This window comes from Dyadobacter sp. 3J3 (assembly GCF_009801115.1).
Taxonomy (GTDB): Bacteria; Bacteroidota; Bacteroidia; order Cytophagales; family Spirosomataceae; genus Dyadobacter.
Window position 1 is genome coordinate 287099 of the sequence record NZ_VTOL01000008.1, and the last position, 21182, is coordinate 308280.

Annotated in this window: 17 protein-coding genes; 10 read left to right on the forward strand and 7 right to left on the reverse strand. The window is 39.9% G+C overall.

Annotated elements, in window-relative coordinates:
- Positions 1 to 333: 333 nt before the first annotated feature.
- Positions 334 to 1515, reverse strand: coding sequence for a BamA/TamA family outer membrane protein (locus tag FZF08_RS18740; protein WP_200837127.1), 1182 nt, complete (start codon positions 1513 to 1515; stop codon positions 334 to 336).
- A gap of 307 nt (positions 1516 to 1822) precedes the next feature.
- Between FZF08_RS18740 and FZF08_RS18745 the strand changes: the two genes are divergently transcribed.
- Complete coding sequence (locus FZF08_RS18745) at positions 1823 to 3688, forward strand: glycoside hydrolase family 2 protein (protein ID WP_159471534.1); 1866 nt, start codon at positions 1823 to 1825, stop codon at positions 3686 to 3688.
- An 11-nt stretch (positions 3689 to 3699) separates the two neighbouring features.
- On the opposite strand, the gene FZF08_RS18750 is transcribed toward FZF08_RS18745, so the two are convergent.
- Complete coding sequence (locus FZF08_RS18750; RefSeq protein ID WP_159471536.1) at positions 3700 to 3945, reverse strand: hypothetical protein; 246 nt, start codon at positions 3943 to 3945, stop codon at positions 3700 to 3702.
- A gap of 281 nt (positions 3946 to 4226) precedes the next feature.
- Here FZF08_RS18750 and FZF08_RS18755 point away from each other — a divergent pair, with 281 nt between their 5' ends.
- Positions 4227 to 4421, forward strand: coding sequence for a hypothetical protein (locus FZF08_RS18755; protein WP_159471538.1), 195 nt, complete (start codon positions 4227 to 4229; stop codon positions 4419 to 4421).
- A gap of 195 nt (positions 4422 to 4616) precedes the next feature.
- Here FZF08_RS18755 and FZF08_RS18760 read toward each other — a convergent pair whose 3' ends face one another.
- Both FZF08_RS18760 and FZF08_RS18765 read right to left on the reverse strand, forming a co-directional pair.
- Positions 4617 to 5357, reverse strand: a complete 741-nt coding sequence (locus tag FZF08_RS18760) for a glycosyltransferase (RefSeq protein ID WP_159471540.1) — start codon at positions 5355 to 5357, stop codon at positions 4617 to 4619.
- Entirely contained in the window at positions 5344 to 6489 is a 1146-nt protein-coding gene (locus tag FZF08_RS18765; protein ID WP_159471542.1) for a glycosyltransferase family 87 protein, read from the reverse strand. Before FZF08_RS18765 ends, FZF08_RS18760 begins: the two co-directional genes overlap by 14 nt.
- Before the next feature lie 211 nt (positions 6490 to 6700).
- Here FZF08_RS18765 and FZF08_RS18770 point away from each other — a divergent pair, with 211 nt between their 5' ends.
- Positions 6701 to 7348: an RNA polymerase sigma factor gene (locus tag FZF08_RS18770; RefSeq protein ID WP_229216595.1), complete on the forward strand. Its 648-nt coding sequence runs from the start codon at positions 6701 to 6703 to the stop codon at positions 7346 to 7348.
- On the forward strand, positions 7341 to 8720 hold the full coding sequence (locus tag FZF08_RS18775) for a hypothetical protein (protein WP_159471544.1): 1380 nt from the start codon (positions 7341 to 7343) through the stop codon (positions 8718 to 8720). The genes FZF08_RS18770 and FZF08_RS18775 overlap by 8 nt, the downstream gene beginning before the upstream one ends.
- A gap of 137 nt (positions 8721 to 8857) precedes the next feature.
- On the opposite strand, the gene FZF08_RS18780 is transcribed toward FZF08_RS18775, so the two are convergent.
- The gene (locus FZF08_RS18780) at positions 8858 to 9271 is read right to left on the reverse strand and encodes an EamA family transporter (protein ID WP_159471547.1); all 414 of its coding nucleotides are present in this window, start codon (positions 9269 to 9271) and stop codon (positions 8858 to 8860) included.
- A gap of 130 nt (positions 9272 to 9401) precedes the next feature.
- Here FZF08_RS18780 and FZF08_RS18785 point away from each other — a divergent pair, with 130 nt between their 5' ends.
- From FZF08_RS18785 to FZF08_RS18805, 5 genes are all read left to right on the forward strand, one after another.
- The gene (locus tag FZF08_RS18785; RefSeq protein ID WP_159471549.1) at positions 9402 to 11834 is read left to right on the forward strand and encodes a TonB-dependent receptor; all 2433 of its coding nucleotides are present in this window, start codon (positions 9402 to 9404) and stop codon (positions 11832 to 11834) included.
- A 263-nt stretch (positions 11835 to 12097) separates the two neighbouring features.
- Positions 12098 to 13129: a methionine ABC transporter ATP-binding protein MetN gene (gene metN / locus FZF08_RS18790; RefSeq protein WP_159471551.1), complete on the forward strand. Its 1032-nt coding sequence runs from the start codon at positions 12098 to 12100 to the stop codon at positions 13127 to 13129.
- Positions 13122 to 13775: a methionine ABC transporter permease MetI gene (gene metI / locus FZF08_RS18795; RefSeq protein ID WP_159471553.1), complete on the forward strand. Its 654-nt coding sequence runs from the start codon at positions 13122 to 13124 to the stop codon at positions 13773 to 13775. Before metN ends, metI begins: the two co-directional genes overlap by 8 nt.
- 147 nt (positions 13776 to 13922) lie before the next feature.
- Entirely contained in the window at positions 13923 to 14744 is an 822-nt protein-coding gene (gene metQ / locus FZF08_RS18800; protein WP_159471555.1) for a methionine ABC transporter substrate-binding lipoprotein MetQ, read from the forward strand.
- Between the two features lie 98 nt (positions 14745 to 14842).
- Positions 14843 to 16987 (forward strand): two-component regulator propeller domain-containing protein, encoded by a 2145-nt coding sequence (locus FZF08_RS18805; RefSeq protein ID WP_159471557.1) that lies wholly within the window; start codon positions 14843 to 14845, stop codon positions 16985 to 16987.
- 39 nt (positions 16988 to 17026) lie between these two features.
- Here the strand turns inward: FZF08_RS18805 and FZF08_RS18810 are convergent, their stop codons facing one another.
- Complete coding sequence (locus FZF08_RS18810; RefSeq protein ID WP_159471559.1) at positions 17027 to 17896, reverse strand: endonuclease; 870 nt, start codon at positions 17894 to 17896, stop codon at positions 17027 to 17029.
- Between the two features lie 422 nt (positions 17897 to 18318).
- Positions 18319 to 18804, reverse strand: coding sequence for a cytidine deaminase (locus tag FZF08_RS18815; protein ID WP_159471561.1), 486 nt, complete (start codon positions 18802 to 18804; stop codon positions 18319 to 18321).
- Positions 18805 to 19218: 414 nt separating this feature from the next.
- Here FZF08_RS18815 and FZF08_RS18820 point away from each other — a divergent pair, with 414 nt between their 5' ends.
- Positions 19219 to 20685: a Gfo/Idh/MocA family protein gene (locus tag FZF08_RS18820; RefSeq protein ID WP_159471563.1), complete on the forward strand. Its 1467-nt coding sequence runs from the start codon at positions 19219 to 19221 to the stop codon at positions 20683 to 20685.
- Positions 20686 to 21182 lie beyond the last annotated feature (497 nt).

Sequence of the window (21182 nt, forward strand, 5' to 3'; positions counted from 1 at the left end):
GATGCCTTTACCAAATAGTTTTAAAAACCTTATCCAACTATTTTATCGCAAATGTAGATTACTATTTCCTGGAATGGTGTAGAGAAATCCGAGGATTCGAGTAGTAATTTCTTTGTAAATTTTGTAGTAAAATATTTGTTTCCATACCAGGAGTCGGAAGTAGAAATAGCAGGGAAATAAGGAATTTTCTTAAATTATTTTGACACAATCTTTCGGCAGCATTGCAGCAGAAATACGCAAAATGTTTAAAATAAGATAATTGAGGTAACCTATTGAAGAAATATAAAATGCTAAAAACCTTGATAACCTATTTCAAGATAAACGCATTATGATTTAAAACACTTCACCAAGGGTAAGTTTCAAACCCGAATAATGTTTACTGAAACCATAATTCAACGCAATATTTGTCCCTGATTTTTTGTTCATTTTTATGCGAAGTCCTGCGCCACCGCCGGGATTCCAGTTCAACAAAAACAAGCTTTTCGGACCACTAACGGTATTAGCATTGGCGAAAACCACGAAACCTAAAAACCCGTTGTTGGTAATATCCCGCCGGTATTCTGTTTCAACATATAGGAGATTTCTTCCACGGTAACGATTTTGATCAAAGCCGCGCCCGGAACGGTTATAATCTTCCCAGCCAATACTGGGTAAATCAAGATAAGGTACTTTTTTATCAAAAACCTTCCATAAATAAGTCCAGATGGCTATCATGTTTTGCCTTTCACGGTTTTGATCAAATCGAATATATTTCCGAAAATCAATATAAATTGACTTCCAGGAATTGGAATTTCCAAGATAGGTTGGATTGAAACGGTATTGTACACTTGCGTAATATCCATCCCATGGATTGATCGAATTATTTCTGGTATCGAACAGTGCATTCAAACTTAATCCTGAAGAAAAACTATTGGCCGACTGTGTAGTACCGTATTCATATCCGGTGTAATCTGCGAGAAGAGGTGCCCCATCATCCGTATGTATATGTACCCGGTAATCTATATGATAACCAACACCGGCAAAAAAACCATGGGAAAGCCGTTTGAGTAAAGTTTGATATAACCGGAGATAAGAATAATTAACCAGCAGCTCATCCCCTTCCTTATACTGTTTTCCTAATCCCCAGGTATATTGCGGATAAACCATCAACCGGGTATCTCCACTGATCACCCACCGGTTTTTGTCAAGCCAGATATACGATCGGATTGGAAGGCCGAACCGCTGTTTAAAATTCCAGTAGGGCGTAAATGTAACCCGCGACATGTATGTATCTTTTCTATCACCGAGGTAAAAACCGGCGGTTGTAGATGTTACCAGTGCAGTTCCTCCACCTGGAACTTGTGTAGAAAAAGGAAGGACCGAAAAGTAGATGGTTTTTCCCGGGCTTGATTCTTTTTTCTTTGGCTGAATATGCAACAATCTCTTACCTACATCGATCAAATCATATAATTTACTCGTATCGCCACGGACCGTTGAATCTCTTTCCAGTACATTACCAGGACTTTGGGCAAGCAAAAAACATGGCCAGAATATAACCACAAGGAAAAAACTAATAAAAAAAATATCGTTTCGGGATGAACACATATTTACCGGAAACCTGCCACGCATGAGGAAATATAAAAAAAACAAAATCGTTACTAAAAGTATACCTTAACCCATTCGAAATATAGATCAAGTTAAACAAAATCACAAAAACCTCCTTTAATCCAACTAAGAAATTGAAAGGCAATATTTATAAATGGAAAATATTTTATCATTACTGTTGAAATAGTAATGAAAACATGCTGTTTGATATTCATTGATACCACATGAACATAAGATTATGGCCGCAACAGAAAATCATATTAATTACGGACTTTCAAAATCAAGAGAAGAAAGATTTGATGACTTAGCTAATGCCCTTCCGCGGGCAGTTATACGTCCCAATGATTATATGTTATTGGACGGGGAATGGAAATTTTCTCTTGATAACCTTGACAGAGGTTTGGCGGATAGCTGGTTCGTTAGTCACCGATATGATCAAACGGCTCATTGGCCGGGAAGTGTGGAGGAACATATAGCCAGCGCCTTAAAATCGGAAAAACCGTGGCAAGACAAGGTTGTAGTTTGGTATGAGCGGGAATTTGATTTACCAAAAAAGGAAGAAAAAGAGGATACAAACGCGCTGATGCAGCTTACCTTTGGCGCCTGCGGTTACCAAACCCAGGTGTGGCTAAACGGTTTTGCACTCATTACCATTGAAGGTGAAGCAAAACATTTAGGTGAATACACTTCTTTTTCTTACGAACTGGAAAAGAAAATCCTCCGACCTGTGAACCGGCTTACAGTCAGGATTGAAAGTTCGATGGATGCTGATATTACCCGTGGTAAGCAGGAATCTTATGTGTACAAACGAGGTGGAATATGGTACCAGACCTATACGGGTGCAGTGCGCAGTATTTGGATTGAAACCGTGGAGAGAAACAGGCTCCGTTCCAGAGTTGGTGTTGTGAGCAGCGTGGAAGATAATCTGGTACGGTTCAATCTTACCACACGTATCTCAGATCCTGGTTCTTATCGCATTCGTTTGAAAGTTTTTGATGATAAAACAGACAATTCCGTGCCCATAGCAGAAGACGAATACCCATTAATGCTGCAAGCCGGGCAAAAATCACAGCGTGTGGTTTTAAGAATTCCGAATGCAAAATTGTGGTCGACAGAAAATCCTCATCAATATCGCTTAGTCGCCCAGTTGATTAATGAAGCGAATTATTCCGCTGAAATTGAAACAAAATTTGGATTGAGAAAAATTGAGGCTCGTGGCTCTTCTCTTTATCTTAATAATAAACCCATCTACCTGGATGGAATTCTCTATCAGCCTGGCGCATCTACTTATGAGCAGATCAGCAGGCATATGTACGCAATGAAAGAACTCGGCTGCAATCTGGTCAGAATTCATATTGCAGGTGTTGACCCGCGGATTTATAAACTGGCAGATAAAATAGGGGTTTTACTTTGGGTTGAAGTTCCAAGTCCGCATCAATCCAGCAAAAAAAGCAGGATCAATCATCAGAATGAACTATTGAGAATGCTGGCTTTGATCGGAACACATCCGTCCATTATCATTTGGAGCTTATATAATGAAGACTGGGGCGCACAGGATATTGCCACCAATCCTGAAACGAGGCAATACATAATTGATACTTATCATTATATGCAGCTTGCGTATCCACAATTTCTGGTTGTGGACAATGACGGCTGGCAACATATTTCTCTTGAAGGCCGTTTGAAATCCGATTTATTAACCGCTCATTTATATACCTCGGACCTGCCGAGATGGAAAGAACTTCTCGACCAACTTTCAGAAGGAGCGCTTGACCGTGTTGCTGCATTTCCACTGGTTGTGGGCGATCCGTTTTTCTACCGTAACCAGGTTCCATTGGTGGTGAGTGAATGGGGAGGTTTTGGTTTTGATAACTACGGCGGCCCAAAAAATGACGAGGATCGCGCAGATCTGATTCGTCAATTTAAACAGGAACTACGCAACCGCCCTTTTGCCGGGGATATCTACACACAGGCCACCAATATTGAAGAAGAGAAAAATGGTTTGCTGGATGCTGAAACCGGAACTTTGAACGTTCCTGCCGGCCTTTTAAATACGCAGCAAAATCAAATTGAACTTCCCGGAAACACATCTGTGGAGCATTAGCAAATTACCTTTTATTTCAACAAAGATTCAAGCTTGTGCGCTATTGCCTCCAATAATCCAGCACTTAAATTTTTATCACCCATTTGATCCAAACTTACAATTGCACGGTAATTTCGTTCTTCGTCGGGCTCAAAAAACACGGAAATATCCTCAATAAAAATTTCAATTTTATGCTCATAACCGGAAAGAACAAGGCGTCCTTCAAATTCCCGGATTTCACCTTTATATTCAATGTCAATCTCAAAAATATCTTCCATAACCAAACCGTACCTATTGAATTCCTTTGTTTGTCAGCACAGTCAAAATTACAGAATGATAAGCAATTTGTACACAAATCCTATTTGATATAAATCTTTGAGCATTTCACTTTTTCCAAAGGAAATACAAGAGGGCATATATTGGCAAATCGCAAACTGTTTGATTTAAAAGCATTTAAAGCATACTCATATGATTAGAATTAGTAGAAATTAATTTTGAATTCTTCTGATATTTTCTAATTTGTAACCGGAAGTGCAAAAATTAAAGAAAATCTCTAGCCATGAAATACATTTATTGCAACTTGTTTTTTGTCGCCTTTATTTCCTGTAAAAAAGAGGATGAACCAGCTCCGCCTGATGTACCGAATCAACAGGCTCCTTTTGGGGACAATCTTTATAAATATCTGGCAAATGGTTATCCGGAAAAAGTTACCGTGAAAACTTACGACGCATCCGGTGCGATTAATGAATCCTAAATGCTGTATTTTGTATACAACTAATAAAATTTCTTTGAATAGTAAGCTGATTTAAACCTTTATCGTTTTTATTCAGATTTTAGGCCAACAAAAAGATTTTATCAGCAAAAAAAATTCGATGCCTTTTCCCGGCTCTCGCCGGGAAAAGGACTTTTTAGGCAGGTTAAATAATTTGAACGACAGATTTATTTCTTTTTACAATACTTCATTCCAAGCCCAGCTCATCATAAAAATACGGCTAAGACTAACCGCTTCTTTAAACAAAACTTTGAAACTGAAATCACTGAAAATAATGGAAGGATTTGCGAAAACATTTACGGACTGAATATCTACTTTTTTCCTGATCAATTTTCTGATCAGTTCAATCTCAAAAACAAAAGTATTGGTTTTGGTACGTTGCACTTCCGGCAGGACTTCTCTTCTCAATCCTTTTATTCCTGCCTGCGTATCGGTGATGTGGCCGGAAAGGAAAATACGGTTCAGCAGGTGAAGTCCTTTGGAAATCATCTTACGTTTCAAAGGCAGTTTTTTAAAATATTCACTCGTCCGATTGCCATATACAAACCAGCATTGCGGATTCTCATCGAATATTTTGACCATTTCCACAATCGGATCGGTTCCAAAAGGAAAATCAATATCTGTATAAATGATGATATCACCATCCGCATGTAAGGTTCCTTTACGAATGGCCGAGCCCTTCCCTTCATTCACTACATTATCAAGAAAAATCACATTGTCGCTAGCTGTGAGCAAACATACTTTACTTTTATCAAGGCGTGTGGATCCGTCGTTCGAAATGATGTACTGAATCCTGTTGGATGGCAACCTGCCATTCAATTCTGCAATATTATTTTCCAGTGTCTGGCACCACCCGTCAACGGGATTGTAACAAGGAAGCACGATACTGATTAACGGAGGAAGATTATTTTTTTTCAAGACTAAATAACTGAAATTGTAATACAAACCATACTATAAAACAAGGAATTACCTTGATCAGATTAGGACCTAGAAATTCATGGCGCCAGGATGCCGGATAAACATCCGTAGGTGCCAGAATACTGAACAGAAAAACACCGGCAACAAGAATTTGAGACCACTGACCTAATGTTTCCCTACTGGCAAAATACCATACTGCCACACCCTGAATGGCAATAACATAAGTGGGAGACTCCGCTGCGTGATTGAACATAATCACCCATAAAGATGCATATGCCAGCAAAAGAAACCTGTTTTGCTGCGTTGTGAAATTTCGTTTGGCCAGTGTCCATATCCAGGTTAAAGCAAACAACACCAGACCCAGATACTGCACACGCATCACACCTTTATCAGTAAACGCAGGAAACCATAGTTTGATAAGCCCCATGATAGAGAGCCCGAAATTGACTTTATGGTCATCGATCATGCAGGTATACCAGTCCTGATAGATCTGCACAAAATATTCTGTCCCGACAAACGGCAATGGCAAAAGAGACATGATTACAAGCCAGAAAACGGAATAGAGAATGTATTCCCCACGTTTGGGATAAAAAAGAAACAAAGCAGCAAAGATCAACCCGTATCCTTTTATACAAAAAGCTACAACAGGAAGCAGGGCAGCCCATTTTGCCTTTCCTTTTTCAAGCAATGAAAACGTGAACAAACCCAGCGCCGCAATCACCGGGTTTGTCTGCTCATTGTGTATTGAAGTATTTAATTCCAGAAGAATAAACCACCAGAAAAAAACTTTATTTTTATAAGAAAGAGGAAGGTTTCGTATTGCATAAAACAGGGTAACAGAACAAAATAATAACCAAAAAAACAGCCCCGCCACAACAGGCATAAGACTGAACGGGGCGAACATGATACAAAAAGAAGGATGGTACAAAAAGAGATCAAAATACTCCTTCGGATATTCCAGATGCAGGTTTGTTTTACCCAAAAGATGAATCAGGGACTGACGAAATATAAGGTAGTTATTATACTTCAAAGGTCCACCGACATAATCCTGAATGCCTGTGACGATACTGATTAAAATGTAAATAAATAAAATTACGTTTTCCCTTGAAAAAAATTCGGTAACACGTTTCATTAAAAATTTTATTGTTAGGGTTGTGTTGGAATACACATTCAGGTATATACCGGCAATCAAGTATTTGTTGGACTTACGAATTCACAATCTGTTATAACATATTGATATACAGCATTTAATTTATTTAATGATTAGTATAAGAATTACAAGTATACTTACGGCAATTCCTTGTGTCGCCGTTGCCTGAGATTAGAAGAAAAAAAAATTAACTTTGTCAGGCAACGATACCGTAGCTCTTTTACGTAGAAAAGAATGGAACTTACTTATTGACAGATCTGTGCTATTTAGAAGATCTAAAACATTACCATTGACGGAAATACTGGAAGGATGCCGCAATCAGAAACCAGCCGCACAGAAACAGTTGTTTGAAGCATATTACAGCTTCGGCATCAACATTTGCATGCGTTATGCCAACAATCGGGAAGAAGCAGAGGAAATGTTTGATGACGGCTTTCTCAGAATTTTAAACAAGATAAGTTATTACGATCCGGATCAGCCTTTTGAAGCCTGGTTCAGAACTGTGATAATTCGCTCTGCTATTGACCATTACCGCAAGAACAAGACAGACGTAACGTTTACTGATATTGAAGAAGCCTACGATATTGGTCAGGATGAAGGACTTATTGAACGCTTATCGGCAGAAGAAATTCTATCCGTTTTACAGTTTTTACCACCCTCCTATCGCACTGCTTTTTCTTTACATGTCGTAGATGGCTATTCGCATGCCGAAATTGCCTCAATGCTTGGAATCAATGAAGGAACTTCTCGTTCCAATCTGGCGAAAGCCCGAATTAAATTACAGGAACTACTCATTAACTGGGTCTCAAACGGATCTATAAACAAACGAAACTATGTCTAGTGAACGTTTCGATAAACTAATAAAAAAGAACCTGGAATCTGTCCGGCCGGAATATGAGCCGCGTGCATGGGACCGATTTAGTAAAAAACTGCCCGCTGCGGGATTCTTTCCATGGGCACAACAATACGGCGGATGGGCATTAGCGGCAATGATGTTGGCCGGATGGTTTACAACGCTTTATACGCTCAGGGAAAACCAGGAGCTGTTGAGGCAATTAAGTAATACTTCGGGCAGGAATATAGTTTTTGATAAAAAAAACGTACAACCGGATCAGATTATCGGCAAAAATACAACACGGCAATCTGTGCATCAGACGGACACGGTTTATATAGTAAAAAAAACAATCGTAGAGCACAGGCATTTTTATGAAACATCACAGGGTAACAAGAATCTTGTTGCTGACAAAAGAAGCGAACCGGATAGAAAAATCTCCACGAAATATCCCCAACTAACAACAGGTTTTACATCAGACTTAAAAGATACGGATGAACAGAAAAATTTACTTACAAAAACATCGGGATCTGAAAATCAGCCTGGTGCCGGAAATAATATTTTAGTTGGAAAGGGCTCAACAACATTGAGTAATGAATCAGGAATAACCACTGCGTCGGATACAACTGAAAAAGTGAGCGATGAAGACAGGTTTACAACTTTGCTCGATTCGAACAGAGTCATTCAGGCTTATAACTATAAAGTTCTGGTGGCACTTGTTGATTCACTTTCTGCAAAAAAAACACCGATCCCCGTTGTAAAACCTAAAAGACCACCTTTCCGGCTTTCCTCTTTACAGCCGCGGCTGGGCATGGAAAGTCTGCTTTCCCTTCACAGTTACGGCTTTGGCCCGGCTGTTGAATTTTTCCCAACCGAAAACCTTGGCGTTTCACTTGGAATTCAGGCTTCGACGCTGGAAGCAGAAAATCATAAGGCACTCAGAGATTATAATTCTGCCACTGGGAAATTCTTTCTGGTACAATACCGAAGTTATCTTCCATCCAAGTTTGACCGGATTGAGGATATTTCGATCAAAACATCTGTGATCAGTTTGCCAATAAGCCTTAAATATTACATTCCGTTAAAAAAGAACATTTCGCTATTTGTACAGTTGGGAACTAGTCTGGATTTAACTGCTTATCAGCAGGTTGACTTCGAAAGCTATCTGAACAATTCAAAACGGCGGAATACTTTTGAAACCGACGCCAAGCCTTATTTCTTTCATAATTTCATGTTTGGATCAGGCCTTCAATATAAAAAGTCCAGAGTGCTGGCACAGCTTTCACCCTTTTATGTTTATGATTTCAGAAACATAGTGAACACCCCTTCCGGAAGTAATCTCGGATTGAGGGCATCTCTTTGGATTAATTTATTCAAGTAATTTATTTCAAGTTTCACGCAGAATTAATAAGATAAAAGGCGAAGAACGCTAAGATTTTTGTTGCGGTCTTTGCTGTATACTTATTTTGCTTCCGTCAATCAAATGTCACTTTTTCAAGAATCTGTCAGCCCCAAGTATCATAAAATAATTACGATAGTTCCCGCTACGATCAGCAATCCACCTATCAGGGTTTTTAAATCAATTGGTTCTTTCAAAATAAGAAATGCCAATCCCATGGCAATAGCGACACTCAACTTATCAATGGGTGCAACTTTCGAAACATTTCCTGTTTCAAGTGCCTTGAAATAAAAGATCCAGGAAAGTCCGGTGGCAACACCCGAAAGGGCAAGAAAGAGAAGATTATTTTTGCTCAGCATTTTAACCTCCCTGATTTCTCCGGTAGCGAGAATAATTCCCCAGGCAATAAAAAGTACAACAACAGTACGAATGGCAGTGGCTACATTTCCAGTAATACCCTTTATTCCGATTTTAGCCAGAATAGCGGTTACCGCAGCAAAAATCGCCGACAAAACGGCATAGTATTTCCACATAATGATCAGGATTTAAGTTTGGAAAATATCTGATGATTTTGCATTCAAACTGATTTCTGATCTCAAATAAGGTAGATAATCTTTAAATATTTTATGTAATTTAACTCCAAAAATCACTAAAATAGAAAATATGAAGTCTGATTTACTGAAAGTTCTATTTCTTAGTGCAGGAATCATATTTAATTTAAATGTGCAAGCCCAGGTTAAGCCTGAAAACAGCCTGCAGACGACAGAAAATATTAAAAATTTATTAAGCGGAAAAATTACGAATACTGAAAACGGAGAAATTCTTCCGGGTGCATCCATCATTTTCCCTGACCTGAAAATTGGAGGAACAACAAATGCGCAGGGAGTTTATTCTTTCAAAAACCTGCCCGAAGGAAAATACCTGATTGAAGTAACATATGTCGGTTTCAGTTCGATTTTGGAAACGATTGAGCTAAGAGGAAATATAACCAAAGATTTCACGCTGTCGCCCACTGCTGTGGAAGCGGAAGCGGTTACTATCACCGGCGTATCTTCGGCAACTTCTGTAAAACGGACGCCTATTCCTGTAACAATTATCAAAAAACAGGATCTCAACAGAGGTACTTCAACTAATATTATTGACGCACTCACAAAAATTCCCGGCGTCTCCCAGATTTCTACCGGAGCTGCGATTTCCAAACCTATTATCCGCGGGCTTGGCTATAACCGATTAGTTGTGGTCAATGACGGAATCAGGCAGGAAGGCCAGCAATGGGGCGATGAACATGGCGTTGAAATTGACGAATATAGTATTAACCGCGCCGAGGTTCTTAAAGGGCCGGCATCGATCATGTATGGAAGTGACGCCCTGGCGGGTGTGATCAATTTTACCTCCATTGAACCGGCAGCGGAAGGAGAAACCAGTGGAAGTATTTTGACGACCTATCAGTCAAATAACAACTTGCGTGGTGTTCACGGAGAAGTAAATGGGAATAAAAATGGCCTGGTTTGGGGATTAAATGGTACTTACAAAGCAGCCGCAGATTATAAAAATAAATACGACGGAAAGGTTTTCAATTCTAATTTCAACGAGAAAAACTTCGGCACTTATATTGGTCTCAATAAAAGCTGGGGATTCACTCATTTGTATTTGACGCGCTTCAATCAGACAGTAGGATTAATTGAAGGAGACCGTGACGAGGCTACAGGAAAGTTTACAAAGGTTGTGAATAACAACGGATCGGAAGAGGAAGTCACTGTTGGCTCAAAAGATTTTGACACCTCAAATCCAGTCATTCCCTTTCAAAAAATAAAACATTTTAAGCTCGCGACCGATAACAGTTTTTATCTCGGTAATAACAGGCTTGCGGTTACGATTGCTTACCAACGCAACCGCAGACAGGAATTTGGAAATGTTCTCGATCCGGGAGAAAAAGCCTTATACTTTGACCTGAGCACGGTCAACTATAACATGCGCTACCATTTTTCAGAAAATAATGGCTGGAAAAACTCCATCGGTATTAATGGAATGCAGCAGTCAAACCGGAATAAAGGCGTTGAAGCTTTGATACCTGAATACTCACTTTTTGACGCCGGCGTATTTTTTTACACCCAAAAAAGAATCGATAAATTAACGATCAGTGGCGGAATTCGCTTTGATACCAGATTCCTGAACAGCAACGCATTGTATATAGATGAGGCTTTGAAATTTTCAAATTTCAAAAGAAATTTTTCCAATGTATCTGCCAGCGGAGGTTTGAGTTATGCTTTAACAAAAGCTGCTACCCTGAAATTTAATATTGCCAGAGGATTCCGTGCGCCCAATATCCCTGAGCTGGCAAGCAATGGAGCTCATGAAGGTACCAACCGCTATGTGCACGGCCAGCAAAACCTTAAATCTGAAACCAGCCTTCAGCTCGATGGCGGGATAGAAATGTCTACTTCTCATCTTACGCTTTCGGCCTACGCATTTTATAATTCCATCAGCAATTTCATTTATTACAGGAAACTGGTGTCAGGATCAGGGTCTGATTCTATCGTAATGGATGGAACTAACAAACTCATTGCGTATCAATATGCCCAAAACAAAGCGAGCCTTTACGGCGGTGAAATAAGCGTTGATATACACCCGCATCCGCTCGACTGGCTCCATATACAAAGCTCGTTTTCCTATGTAAGGGCTACGCTCAGCGAAGAACAGGATGGCAGTAAAAATCTTCCTCTGATCCCATCCGGAAGATTAATCAACACGATAAAAGCGGAATTTGGAAAGAACAACAAAAAACTCCGTAACGCATATCTGAAACTGGAACTGGACAATACTTTTGCTCAAAATCACCCTTTTACAGGTTTTAATACAGAAACAAAAACAGCAGGTTATGGCCTGTTAAATGCCGGGGCGGGCGGTGACTTTGCCAACAAACAAAGAACATTTTTGAGCATCTTTTTATCTGCCAATAACATAACTGACGTCGCTTATCAGAATCATTTAAGCCGACTTAAATACACAGCGGTTAATAACGTCACTGGTAGAATGGGTGTTTTTAACATGGGTAGAAATTTCAGCGTAAAGGTGATTATTCCGTTCAGGATCTGACCTGAATTAAACTAAAATTTCAGGAATAATGTATTAAAATTTTCAATCCACGTGGCATTAAAATTCCATATTCCGAGTGCAGTCTCCTGGCTAAAAAAACAATTTCAAAAAACATTCTATCTAGAAAATATAATTTTCCGGTGTTTTATTAATAAGCAAAAAACATAGTCTACTTAATGAATATAGTAATTGTGCAGTTTATGTATTTGAAGCGTAAGTTTGCTTAAATTGCACCAAATATTGCACTCACCTGCTGATAAGAAATGATAGAATTAAGGAATGTTACAAAAACTTTTTATCAAAAAGACAAACAAATTGATGCGCTTGCCAACGTTTCCTTAACCGTTTCGGCCGGAAAGATTTTTGGTGTTATAGGAACTTCGGGAGCTGGGAAAAGTACCCTGATCCGATGTGTGAATTTACTTGAAAAACCGACTTCGGGAGAAATTATTGTGGATGGCGTCAATCTGACCAACCTTTCATCTTCTCAGCTCGCAAAAGAAAGAAGGCACATAGGAATGATTTTTCAACATTTCAATTTACTTTCTTCCAGAACCGTTTCAGAAAATATCGCCTTTCCGCTCGAACTGGATGGCATGCCGAAAGATAAAATAAGAGAAAGAGTTTTTGATTTATTAAAACTGGTCGGACTTCTGGAAAAAGCGGACGACTATCCTGCCAATCTCTCAGGCGGACAAAAGCAGCGGGTGGCTATTGCGAGAACATTGGCCAGCAACCCCAAAGTATTACTTTGCGATGAAGCTACAAGCGCACTGGATCCGGGCACGACGAAGTCCATTTTGAATTTGTTAAAGGATATTAACGCGCGGCTCGGGATTACGATTTTGCTCATCACGCATGAAATGAATGTCGTAAAATCCATTTGTGATTCCGTGGCGGTGATTAGTAATGGAAAATTGATTGAACAGGGGTCCGTCGGCGATATTTTTCTTCATCCCAAAACAGAACTTGCCAAAGAATTCATCGCTTCTTCCTTGAATATTGAAGTACCGGTTTTGTACAAAAACCGGTTAGAAGATACAAGTTCAAAAAATAAGCACCCGTTGTTAAAACTTGAATTAACAGGAAAATCTGTTGATGAACCCGTTTTATCACAAGCCGCAAGATTATTTGACGTGGATACTAAAATTATAACCGCACAAATGGATCAGGCCGGTGCAGCAAGTTTTGGCGTGATACTGATTGAACTTTCGGGAAATGCTAAAAACTGCCAGGAGGCTATTAATTATTTTATTGATAAACACATTAAAGTAGAAATTGTAGGTTATGTATGATTCATTGACAACCCTCGTAATGCAAGGAACGCTTGAAACGGTGGTGATGACTTTTGTGTCAGGTTTTTTTGGTTTTTCCATGGGACTGCCTGTTGGAATTCTTCTTTTTTTAACACGAAAAGGACAGGTTTTAGAACATAAAATTTTCAACAGGATTTTGTCGGTGATCGTTAATATTTTTCGATCCATTCCTTTTATAATACTGATTGTCTGGATGATACCCTTCACCAGGGCACTGGTGGGTACATCCATCGGCGTAAGTGCGGCGCTGGTTCCGCTTAGTATAGGTGCTGCACCGTTTATCGCCAGAATGGTAGAAAATAGCCTGATCGAAGTTCCGTCCGGACTTATTGAAGCGGCCAGGGCCATGGGCGCAACACCCTTTCAAATTGTCTGGAAAGTGCTACTGCCAGAAGCACTCCCTTCGCTGATCAATTGCGCTTCTATCACTTTAATTACATTGGTTGGCTATTCCGCAATGGGTGGCGCAGTTGGTGCAGGCGGTTTGGGACAGATCGGATATCAATATGGTTATATCGGATACGATGCTGTGATCATGAACACCGTCCTGATTCTGCTCGTTTTGCTTGTTTTCCTGATTCAGTTTGCAGGTGACCGAATTTCAAAAAGAGTGGACCACCGATAACTTAAGCAGCCCATAGCCATTAGCGTTCAGCTGGGCGGCGTACCGCTATTCGCCTAAAAATCAATAATAGAATTACTGAAAATATAAGATCCATTATTTTTCAGCAGTTAATATGTAATTCATTAACAATACCATAAATAAAAATCTATGCTTTTTAAGTTAAAAAACCTGTCTTTCTTTTTGTCAATAGTCGCTTCAATAACACTTTTTGCTTGTTCAGGAAATTCAAAAAAAGATGACCCGAATTTTATAAAAGTGGGCGTTTCCGCCGGTCCGGAATTTAAGATAGCGCAGGCTGCACAAAAAGTTGCCAAAGAAAAATATGGCCTGGAAGTTGAGCTCGTTGCATTTACAGATTACGTTATGCCAAATGAAGCGCTGAACCAGGGTGATATTGATGCAAACGCATTTCAGCATAAACCTTACCTGGATGAGCAAGCCAGACAACGCGGATATAAACTGGCTATTGTCGGCAAAACTTTCATTTATCCTATTGCAGGTTATTCAAAAAAAATCAAAAACATTTCAGAATTGAAACCTGAAAGTACGATCATCATTCCAAATGATCCGACAAATGGAGGGCGTTCCCTGCTCCTTTTACAAAAATATGGCCTGTTGAAATTAAAAGATGGCGTTGGTCTGCTGCCAAAGGTTACAGACATCGTTGAAAATCCAAAATCACTTAAAATCCTGGAACTGGAAGCACCGCAGCTTCCAAGATCACTGGATGACAAAGAAGTTGTGGTAGCCATTATCAACAATACTTTTGCCGGTCAGATCGGATTAATCGCCAATCGCGATGGCATTATGGTAGAAAACAGCGACTCACCTTATGTGAACCTGATTGTGTCACGCGAGAATAACAAAGATCAGGAAAAAGTTAAAAACTTTGTCAAAGCATATCAGTCTGACGAAGTAGCAAAAGCGGCCGAAAATGAATTTAAAGGTGGCCAGATAAAAGGCTGGTAAATCCACTTTTTTGGAGCAGTTTGTAGCCTCTTTCTCTATACAGGAAGTAATAATGCTGTTGATTGCCAAGGTTGGCAATACTGATAACCGCATTTTACATGAAGTTTTTCTTTTATTGGATACTATTCATTCCGTCTTATTTATTTGCCCAATCAGTGGGTGATCAAAAATTCATTCAGGAAATTGTCACAATACATGCTGTAAAGGACGGGTTGCCGGAAGGGAAAGTTGATAAAATATATTTGCAAAACGGAGTTCCTGTTTCCGAAATCCGGAAACAAAAATTTCAGTTTCAAAATGGAAAGTGGGCCGAATCAGGGAATTCTAAGTTGAAATCCCCTCCAAAATCGCCCATAATTCCGGGGAGAAAAGTCCTTTCTTCGGTGGTTTACAAAGGCGGTTATGCGGTCGGTTGTGATGAAGGGCTTTACTTTGTCAGCAATGGAAAAAAACCAGAACGAATTTTCCCGGAAAATGATAAATATAACTGGTTATTAAAAAACGTTACTGCGCTCATTATAGATTCTAAAGGAAAACTTTGGATCGGCGCCGAGGAAGGCGTTGCATATCTGGACGGGAAATCCTGGAAATTATTTACCGGGAAAGAAGGGTTGCCTTATAATAAATTTACATGCGCCGCTGCCGGTCCTGACGGAACAGTCTGGTTTGGAACAGAAAAAGGTATTATTGAAGTCAAAAACGATTATTTCAAATACCGTTTCAGCCGTCGCTGGATGCCTGATGATTATGTAAATGATGTTTCAGTCCAGGCCGACGGAACATTGTGGATTGCCACCAATCAAGGAATCAGCCAGATTACACCAGCTTTGATGTCGCTGGAAAATAAAGCAAAGGTTTTCACCAAACAGGTAGAGGAAAAGCATAACCGGATGGGTTTTGTTGCGCCAAGCCATTTGAAAGAACAGTTCAATCCGGCCTCTTCCGAAGTTGCCATTTCGGATAATGATGGCATGTACACAGCCATGTATGGTGCTGCAAATGCGTTCCGATATGCTGCAACCGGTGATTTGGAGGCAAAAGCATTAGCCGACAGAAGTTTCAAAGCCTGCAAATGGCTTGTAGATATTACGCATGAAAAAGGATTTCCGGCGCGTGTCATTATTCCCGTTGATTGGCATGAACCTGTCAATGAAATTTACAGCCAGGAAGCAAATCTGAGACATCAACAGGCTGATCCAATGTGGAAAAACATTTATCCTCGTTTTCCAAAAAGTAAAGACGGCAAATATCTATGGAAATGTGATACCAGTTCGGATGAGCTTGCGGGACATTTCTTTTTTTACGGAATTTATTACGATCTGGTTGCCAAAACAGAAGAAGAAAAAAAGGAGGTTCGGGAAGTTGTGGGTGACATCATGGATCACATGATTCGCCATGGTTACAAACTTGTAGACCACGATGGAAAAGTGACCCGTTGGGGTGATTTTTCTCCTGAATATTTCAATTCTGTTTATGGTTATGACCAGCGCGGGCTGAATTCGATGATCATGTTGTCCTTCCTGAATGTTGCAAAACACGTTACAGGAGATGCAAAATATGATAAGGAAGCCAAAATCCTGCGCGACAAATACAATTATCACATCAATGCCATGCATCCAAAAGAGTTTTTTCCACCGGAAAATGTGGTGCCCTGGGACAACAATCTTTGTTTGATGAGTATGTACGGATTGATCAATTATGAAACCGATCCTTCGCTTTTATTAATGTATCGTCAGTCGCTGGAAATTGCCTGGCAGCATATCAGTAAGCAGAAAAACGCGTTTTGGGATGCAATTTATGCTTCATTGGCAAACCGTTTTACAGAACTTGCTGACCAGAAATTTTTTGATAATAAAAACCTGTTTCCAGAAAACAGGCTCTATACTCCCAAAGTTGTCAAAAGCATGTATAAAGCGAGCAATAATCCGGATTTCATCCTTGAAAATCTGCAAAAAGTTCCGCTGGACCTGATTGGTTATACGATGGACAATACGCATCGTCTGGATGTAGTTTTTGATACTTCCCCACTACAAAACGAGAATATTGGATGGCGGACAGATGGTTACGCATTACCCATTGACGAGCGCGGACATGTCCGACAGGATCGTGACGGTTTTGCTCTACTCGCTTCTGAGGGCGACGGGCATGAGGAGCATGAAGGCACTTTCTTTTTACTGCCTTATTATATGGCTCTTTACCATGGATTATTAGATCCGAAAAATGCGTCAACTACAGGCAAGTAAATGTTGTCTTCAATCCTTGATCTTACCAAAAATGAAAAGTTATTTTTCATTTTTGGTAAATATTGGTTCACTATGATTTCGGACATTACGCTGTATTTTCCAAAAAAATCTGGCACTTACCGGAATATGATCTGAAAGCGGTAACCCTTCTACGCTGGAAAAAAGGAGTTTTTCAAATTTATAATCCTTCACCATAAGTTCAATTTCTTTGCTGCTTTTATAGAGAATTTTATCAATTGTTTCACAGGAATCGGTTATGGAAAGAATATCCTCAGAGGGAAATTCTTTTAATAGATCAGGAAATTTACCTTTGTTTTTCTCAGAGACCCACACATCAGTAAGTCCATTTTCACTATTGAGCAAACTGATATTATCATTGTAAAAACAATACCGGGCATTTAGATCGCCCATCACAATAACCGCATTTTCAGAAGAATTCAGTTTGATATAATCCGATAGCTGTTTGATATTTTTCCGTCTGGCCGCAGAAGCCGAATTATGGTTCCAGGCGTTGGCGTGTACGTTATAAAAGTCGATAAATATATCCCTTGCAACCTCAATCCGGCTGAACGAAAATCCTTTTGGTGTAAGACAATCTGTGCCGCTGCAATCTTTCCAGCGAATTCGACGAAGATCATGCACAGGAAAATTGGAAAGTGTGTTCAATCCATCGCCGAAAGGCACTTTCCCTTTGTGTTTAGTACGAAAAGGATGTGTATTTCCTGAGTTGTAAAGATATTTATTGTAATTAAAATCTTCCTGAACATGGGCGATATCAAAAAGGTTTAACTTCTCGCTGATTTCCGCAATGCTTGGAGCTCTTTTGGTGACAGCACTGGAAATAAATTCGGGCAAACCGGCGATATTATATGTTATCACCGTAAACGCTCCCGCCTCTGTCATTTTCATTTCGGAGGAAAATAAGATGCTTGAAGAATTTTGAGAGAAACAATTCAATGATGCAGTCCAAGTCCATAATAACAGGATAATCAAACACTTAAAAAACAAAATCTTATCACGCCTGTTTTGCCAAACCAGAAAATTCATATTTCGCTTCTTAATGAGAATACGAAGTTAGATTCTCAATATGAACAAGGATCGCGATGCATGTTAATGAATTATTAAATGTGTTTCACTGAGGTTCGCAAAGCGTAGGAAGGTTCTAGCCAACTCATGATGGAAATAAAGAGACAGATTGCCGGTTTTTACTAAAATCCCCAATCTGTCTCTTCGCTTGATATTTACGCCAAAAAAATCAGTAGTTAAAAATAAAAAATATTGGATAACAATAACTTATTCAATATGAACTCCTTTTGTGTGAAAATTAGTACTCAGAAATGATCCGAAGAAAATGCCAGTGGAAGCAGGTTGTCGGCATTTTCCACATAGATAATTTTCCCTTCCGGATTGCTGAGAATAACTTCGATATGACTTTGTTGCCGTTGTGTAGCTTCCGTCAGACTTTGACGACAAATCCCGCACGGCGATAAAATATTTTCCGTAGAACTATCGTCGGCGCTGTTGTGGTAAGATATAGCAACTGCCCGTATTTTTTCATTGGGAAAGAAGGAAGAGGCAGCCGATAATGCCACACGTTCAGCACAAATCCCTGCTGGAAAAGATGCATTTTCCTGGTTACTGCCTTTAACAATTTCACCGTTTGACATTAAAAGTGCAGCCCCGACATGGAATTTTGAATACGGCGCATAAGAAAGACTTACTGCTTCTTTCGAAGCTTTCAAAAGTTTTTGCAAATTTTCGTCCAGCTGCTGAGCGTTTTCAAATAACTGGTACTCAAAAGAAAGTTGTATTTTCATCTGCCTATTTATTTTTTCAGGTTAATTATTGGCTGCTTTGTCAATACCAAACATCTGCAATCTAATCTGTTTAAGACACAAATCTTCAATATTTGACTTCAAATAACTGCACCTTAATTATTATTTAAATAAATGTTAACGGCTTCTTCATTGACCGAACAATCCGTAGTCCATAATTTTATTGATATAAAAGTTCGTCCTAAAAACATCAATCCAATAATGATTTTCCATCTTTTTCAGGTCAACTGAGGCCTGAAAATATCATTTAGCAGTATTTATTAATGTGAACAAGAAATTGATTTTTTGAGTAAAAAAAGATAATATCCTGCTTAGCAAAAGAATAATCCCACCAGTGACTTTTAATATCGGGCTTAAAGTCTTCCTAATTATAAACCACTTAACCAGAATCTTGAAATGCAGGAAAAGAGTACAGGTAATGACAAAATTGCTTCTTCGAGGAGAGATTTTATCAAAACATCCGGTTTGGCAGCAGCCGCATTTATGATCGTTCCACGTCATGTAATAGGCGGAAAAGGCTTTCTGGCGCCGAGCGACAGACTGATTGTTGCAGGTGTTGGCGTTGGAGGTAAAGGACGATCCGATATTGCCAATTTTGCCAAAAGCGGTAAAGCTGATATCGGCTTTTTGTGCGATGTAGACGACAGAAGTGCTGCCCAAAGTGTAACGAATTTCCCAAAAGCCAAGTATTACAAAGACTGGCGCGAATTGTTTGAAAAAGAATCGAAAAATTTTGATGCCGTATCCGTTTCAACGCCGGATCATACACATGCGGTAGTTGCAATGGGTGCCATGCAGCTTGGCAAACACGTGTACGTCCAAAAACCAATGACACACGATATCTATGAAGCCCGCCAGCTTACAGAAGCGGCTGCTCGCTATAAAGTGGTGACGCAAATGGGAAATCAGGGTTCATCTGGTGACGGAGTACGCCAGCTGCATGAGTGGTATGATGCCGGAACTATCGGCAAAGTTCACACCGTTTATATCTGGACAAACCGGCCGATCTGGCCACAGGGTATTCCCTGGTCAACAGAAAAACCACCAGTTCCAAAAGGCCTTGACTGGGATTTATGGTTGGGTACGGCACCTAAAAAGGACTATGTAGACAAGCTAATTCCCGGTAGCTGGAGAGGCTGGTGGGATTATGGTACAGGCGCCTTGGGTGACTTGGGATGCCACTTAATGGAAGCTCCTTTTCGCGTTCTTGGCCTTAAATATGCCCTGGATGTACAGGCAAGCGTAAGCAGCGTTTTTACAGATTTCGGCAAAAGAGGAATTTTCCCGGACAGCTGTCCGCCTTCAAGCCATGCTACCTTAACTTTCCCAAAAACTGCAAAAACAAAAGGCCCCGTAACCATGCACTGGATGGATGGCGGTATAAAACCGGAACGTCCGGAAGAACTGGGCCCGAATGAATTGTTTGGTGATGGCAATAGCGGTATTCTTTTTGTGGGAACAAAGGGAAAAATGATGGCGAGTGAATATGCTGCAAATCCGCGTTTACTGCCGCTTTCGCGTATGGACGAAGTGAAAGTAAAACAAAAGTTTGCCCGTGTGCCCGGTAGCGCAGAAGGTCATTATGCGCAATGGGTGGAAGGCGCGATTGCGGGTTATGGAAAAATGGAACTTAGCTCTCCTTTTGAATTGGCCGGTCCGTTGACCGAAGCGATACTTATGGCTAACCTGGCAATCAGAGGTGCCGATATGCCAAAAGCGAGAGAAAAAGGAAAAGGATTTGATTACCCGGGCGCCAATATGAAAATGCTTTGGGATCATGAAAACATGAAAGTGACCAACTTTGACGAAGTGAACCAGTATGTGAAACGTACTTATCGCGAAGGATGGAGTTTGGGCGTATAGCTCAAAAATTTTTGAGTCAATTTAAAATAAAAGTGCCGGAATTTCGATGAAAATTCCGGCACTTTTATTTTAATATATTAATGTAAGTTGCGTAGTGCTAAATTTGTGAATCCAGGACATACATAATGATAAAAGAAAGAATTTTCCACAAGAAACCTTTAGCCGCAACTGCATGAATTTTCTTAGGGAATTTTGCCGTTATATCGGCAAAGATATTTTCTACAATACTTATTTTCAAGTTGTTGGGCCCATGTATTTTTGATTACAGAGTTCTTCTTTGTTTCTGCTTTAAGTCTGATGTTATTAAATCTCAAAAGCAATTCTTCTTTGCTCTTCGTTTAAATAGGCTGCATCGGCATATAAGTCACTGTTTTCGGGTTAATCCAAAAACATTCCCTGAAATGACGTATTATCATGAATACTTCCAGAGGTTACCAAAAATTCCACATGTATACCTTCCTTGGTATACATAGACCGCGGCGGCGGCCGTCTTGAAA

What these genes read in the sequence shown, in the direction of transcription:
- FZF08_RS18820 (WP_159471563.1), top strand. Translation starts at nt 19,219, where the DNA reads ATGCAGGAAAAGAGTACAGGTAATGACAAAATTGCTTCTTCGAGGAGA.
- FZF08_RS18755 (WP_159471538.1), top strand. Translation starts at nt 4,227, where the DNA reads ATGAAATACATTTATTGCAACTTGTTTTTTGTCGCCTTTATTTCCTGT.
- FZF08_RS18780 (WP_159471547.1), bottom strand. Translation starts at nt 9,271, where the DNA reads ATGTGGAAATACTATGCCGTTTTGTCGGCGATTTTTGCTGCGGTAACC.
- FZF08_RS18765 (WP_159471542.1), bottom strand. Translation starts at nt 6,489, where the DNA reads ATGAAACGTGTTACCGAATTTTTTTCAAGGGAAAACGTAATTTTATTT.
- FZF08_RS18815 (WP_159471561.1), bottom strand. Translation starts at nt 18,804, where the DNA reads ATGAAAATACAACTTTCTTTTGAGTACCAGTTATTTGAAAACGCTCAG.
- FZF08_RS18810 (WP_159471559.1), bottom strand. Translation starts at nt 17,896, where the DNA reads ATGAAAATGACAGAGGCGGGAGCGTTTACGGTGATAACATATAATATC.
- FZF08_RS18785 (WP_159471549.1), top strand. Translation starts at nt 9,402, where the DNA reads ATGAAGTCTGATTTACTGAAAGTTCTATTTCTTAGTGCAGGAATCATA.
- metI (WP_159471553.1), top strand. Translation starts at nt 13,122, where the DNA reads ATGTATGATTCATTGACAACCCTCGTAATGCAAGGAACGCTTGAAACG.
- FZF08_RS18775 (WP_159471544.1), top strand. Translation starts at nt 7,341, where the DNA reads ATGTCTAGTGAACGTTTCGATAAACTAATAAAAAAGAACCTGGAATCT.
- metN (WP_159471551.1), top strand. Translation starts at nt 12,098, where the DNA reads ATGATAGAATTAAGGAATGTTACAAAAACTTTTTATCAAAAAGACAAA.
- metQ (WP_159471555.1), top strand. Translation starts at nt 13,923, where the DNA reads ATGCTTTTTAAGTTAAAAAACCTGTCTTTCTTTTTGTCAATAGTCGCT.
- FZF08_RS18805 (WP_159471557.1), top strand. Translation starts at nt 14,843, where the DNA reads ATGAAGTTTTTCTTTTATTGGATACTATTCATTCCGTCTTATTTATTT.
- FZF08_RS18750 (WP_159471536.1), bottom strand. Translation starts at nt 3,945, where the DNA reads ATGGAAGATATTTTTGAGATTGACATTGAATATAAAGGTGAAATCCGG.
- FZF08_RS18745 (WP_159471534.1), top strand. Translation starts at nt 1,823, where the DNA reads ATGGCCGCAACAGAAAATCATATTAATTACGGACTTTCAAAATCAAGA.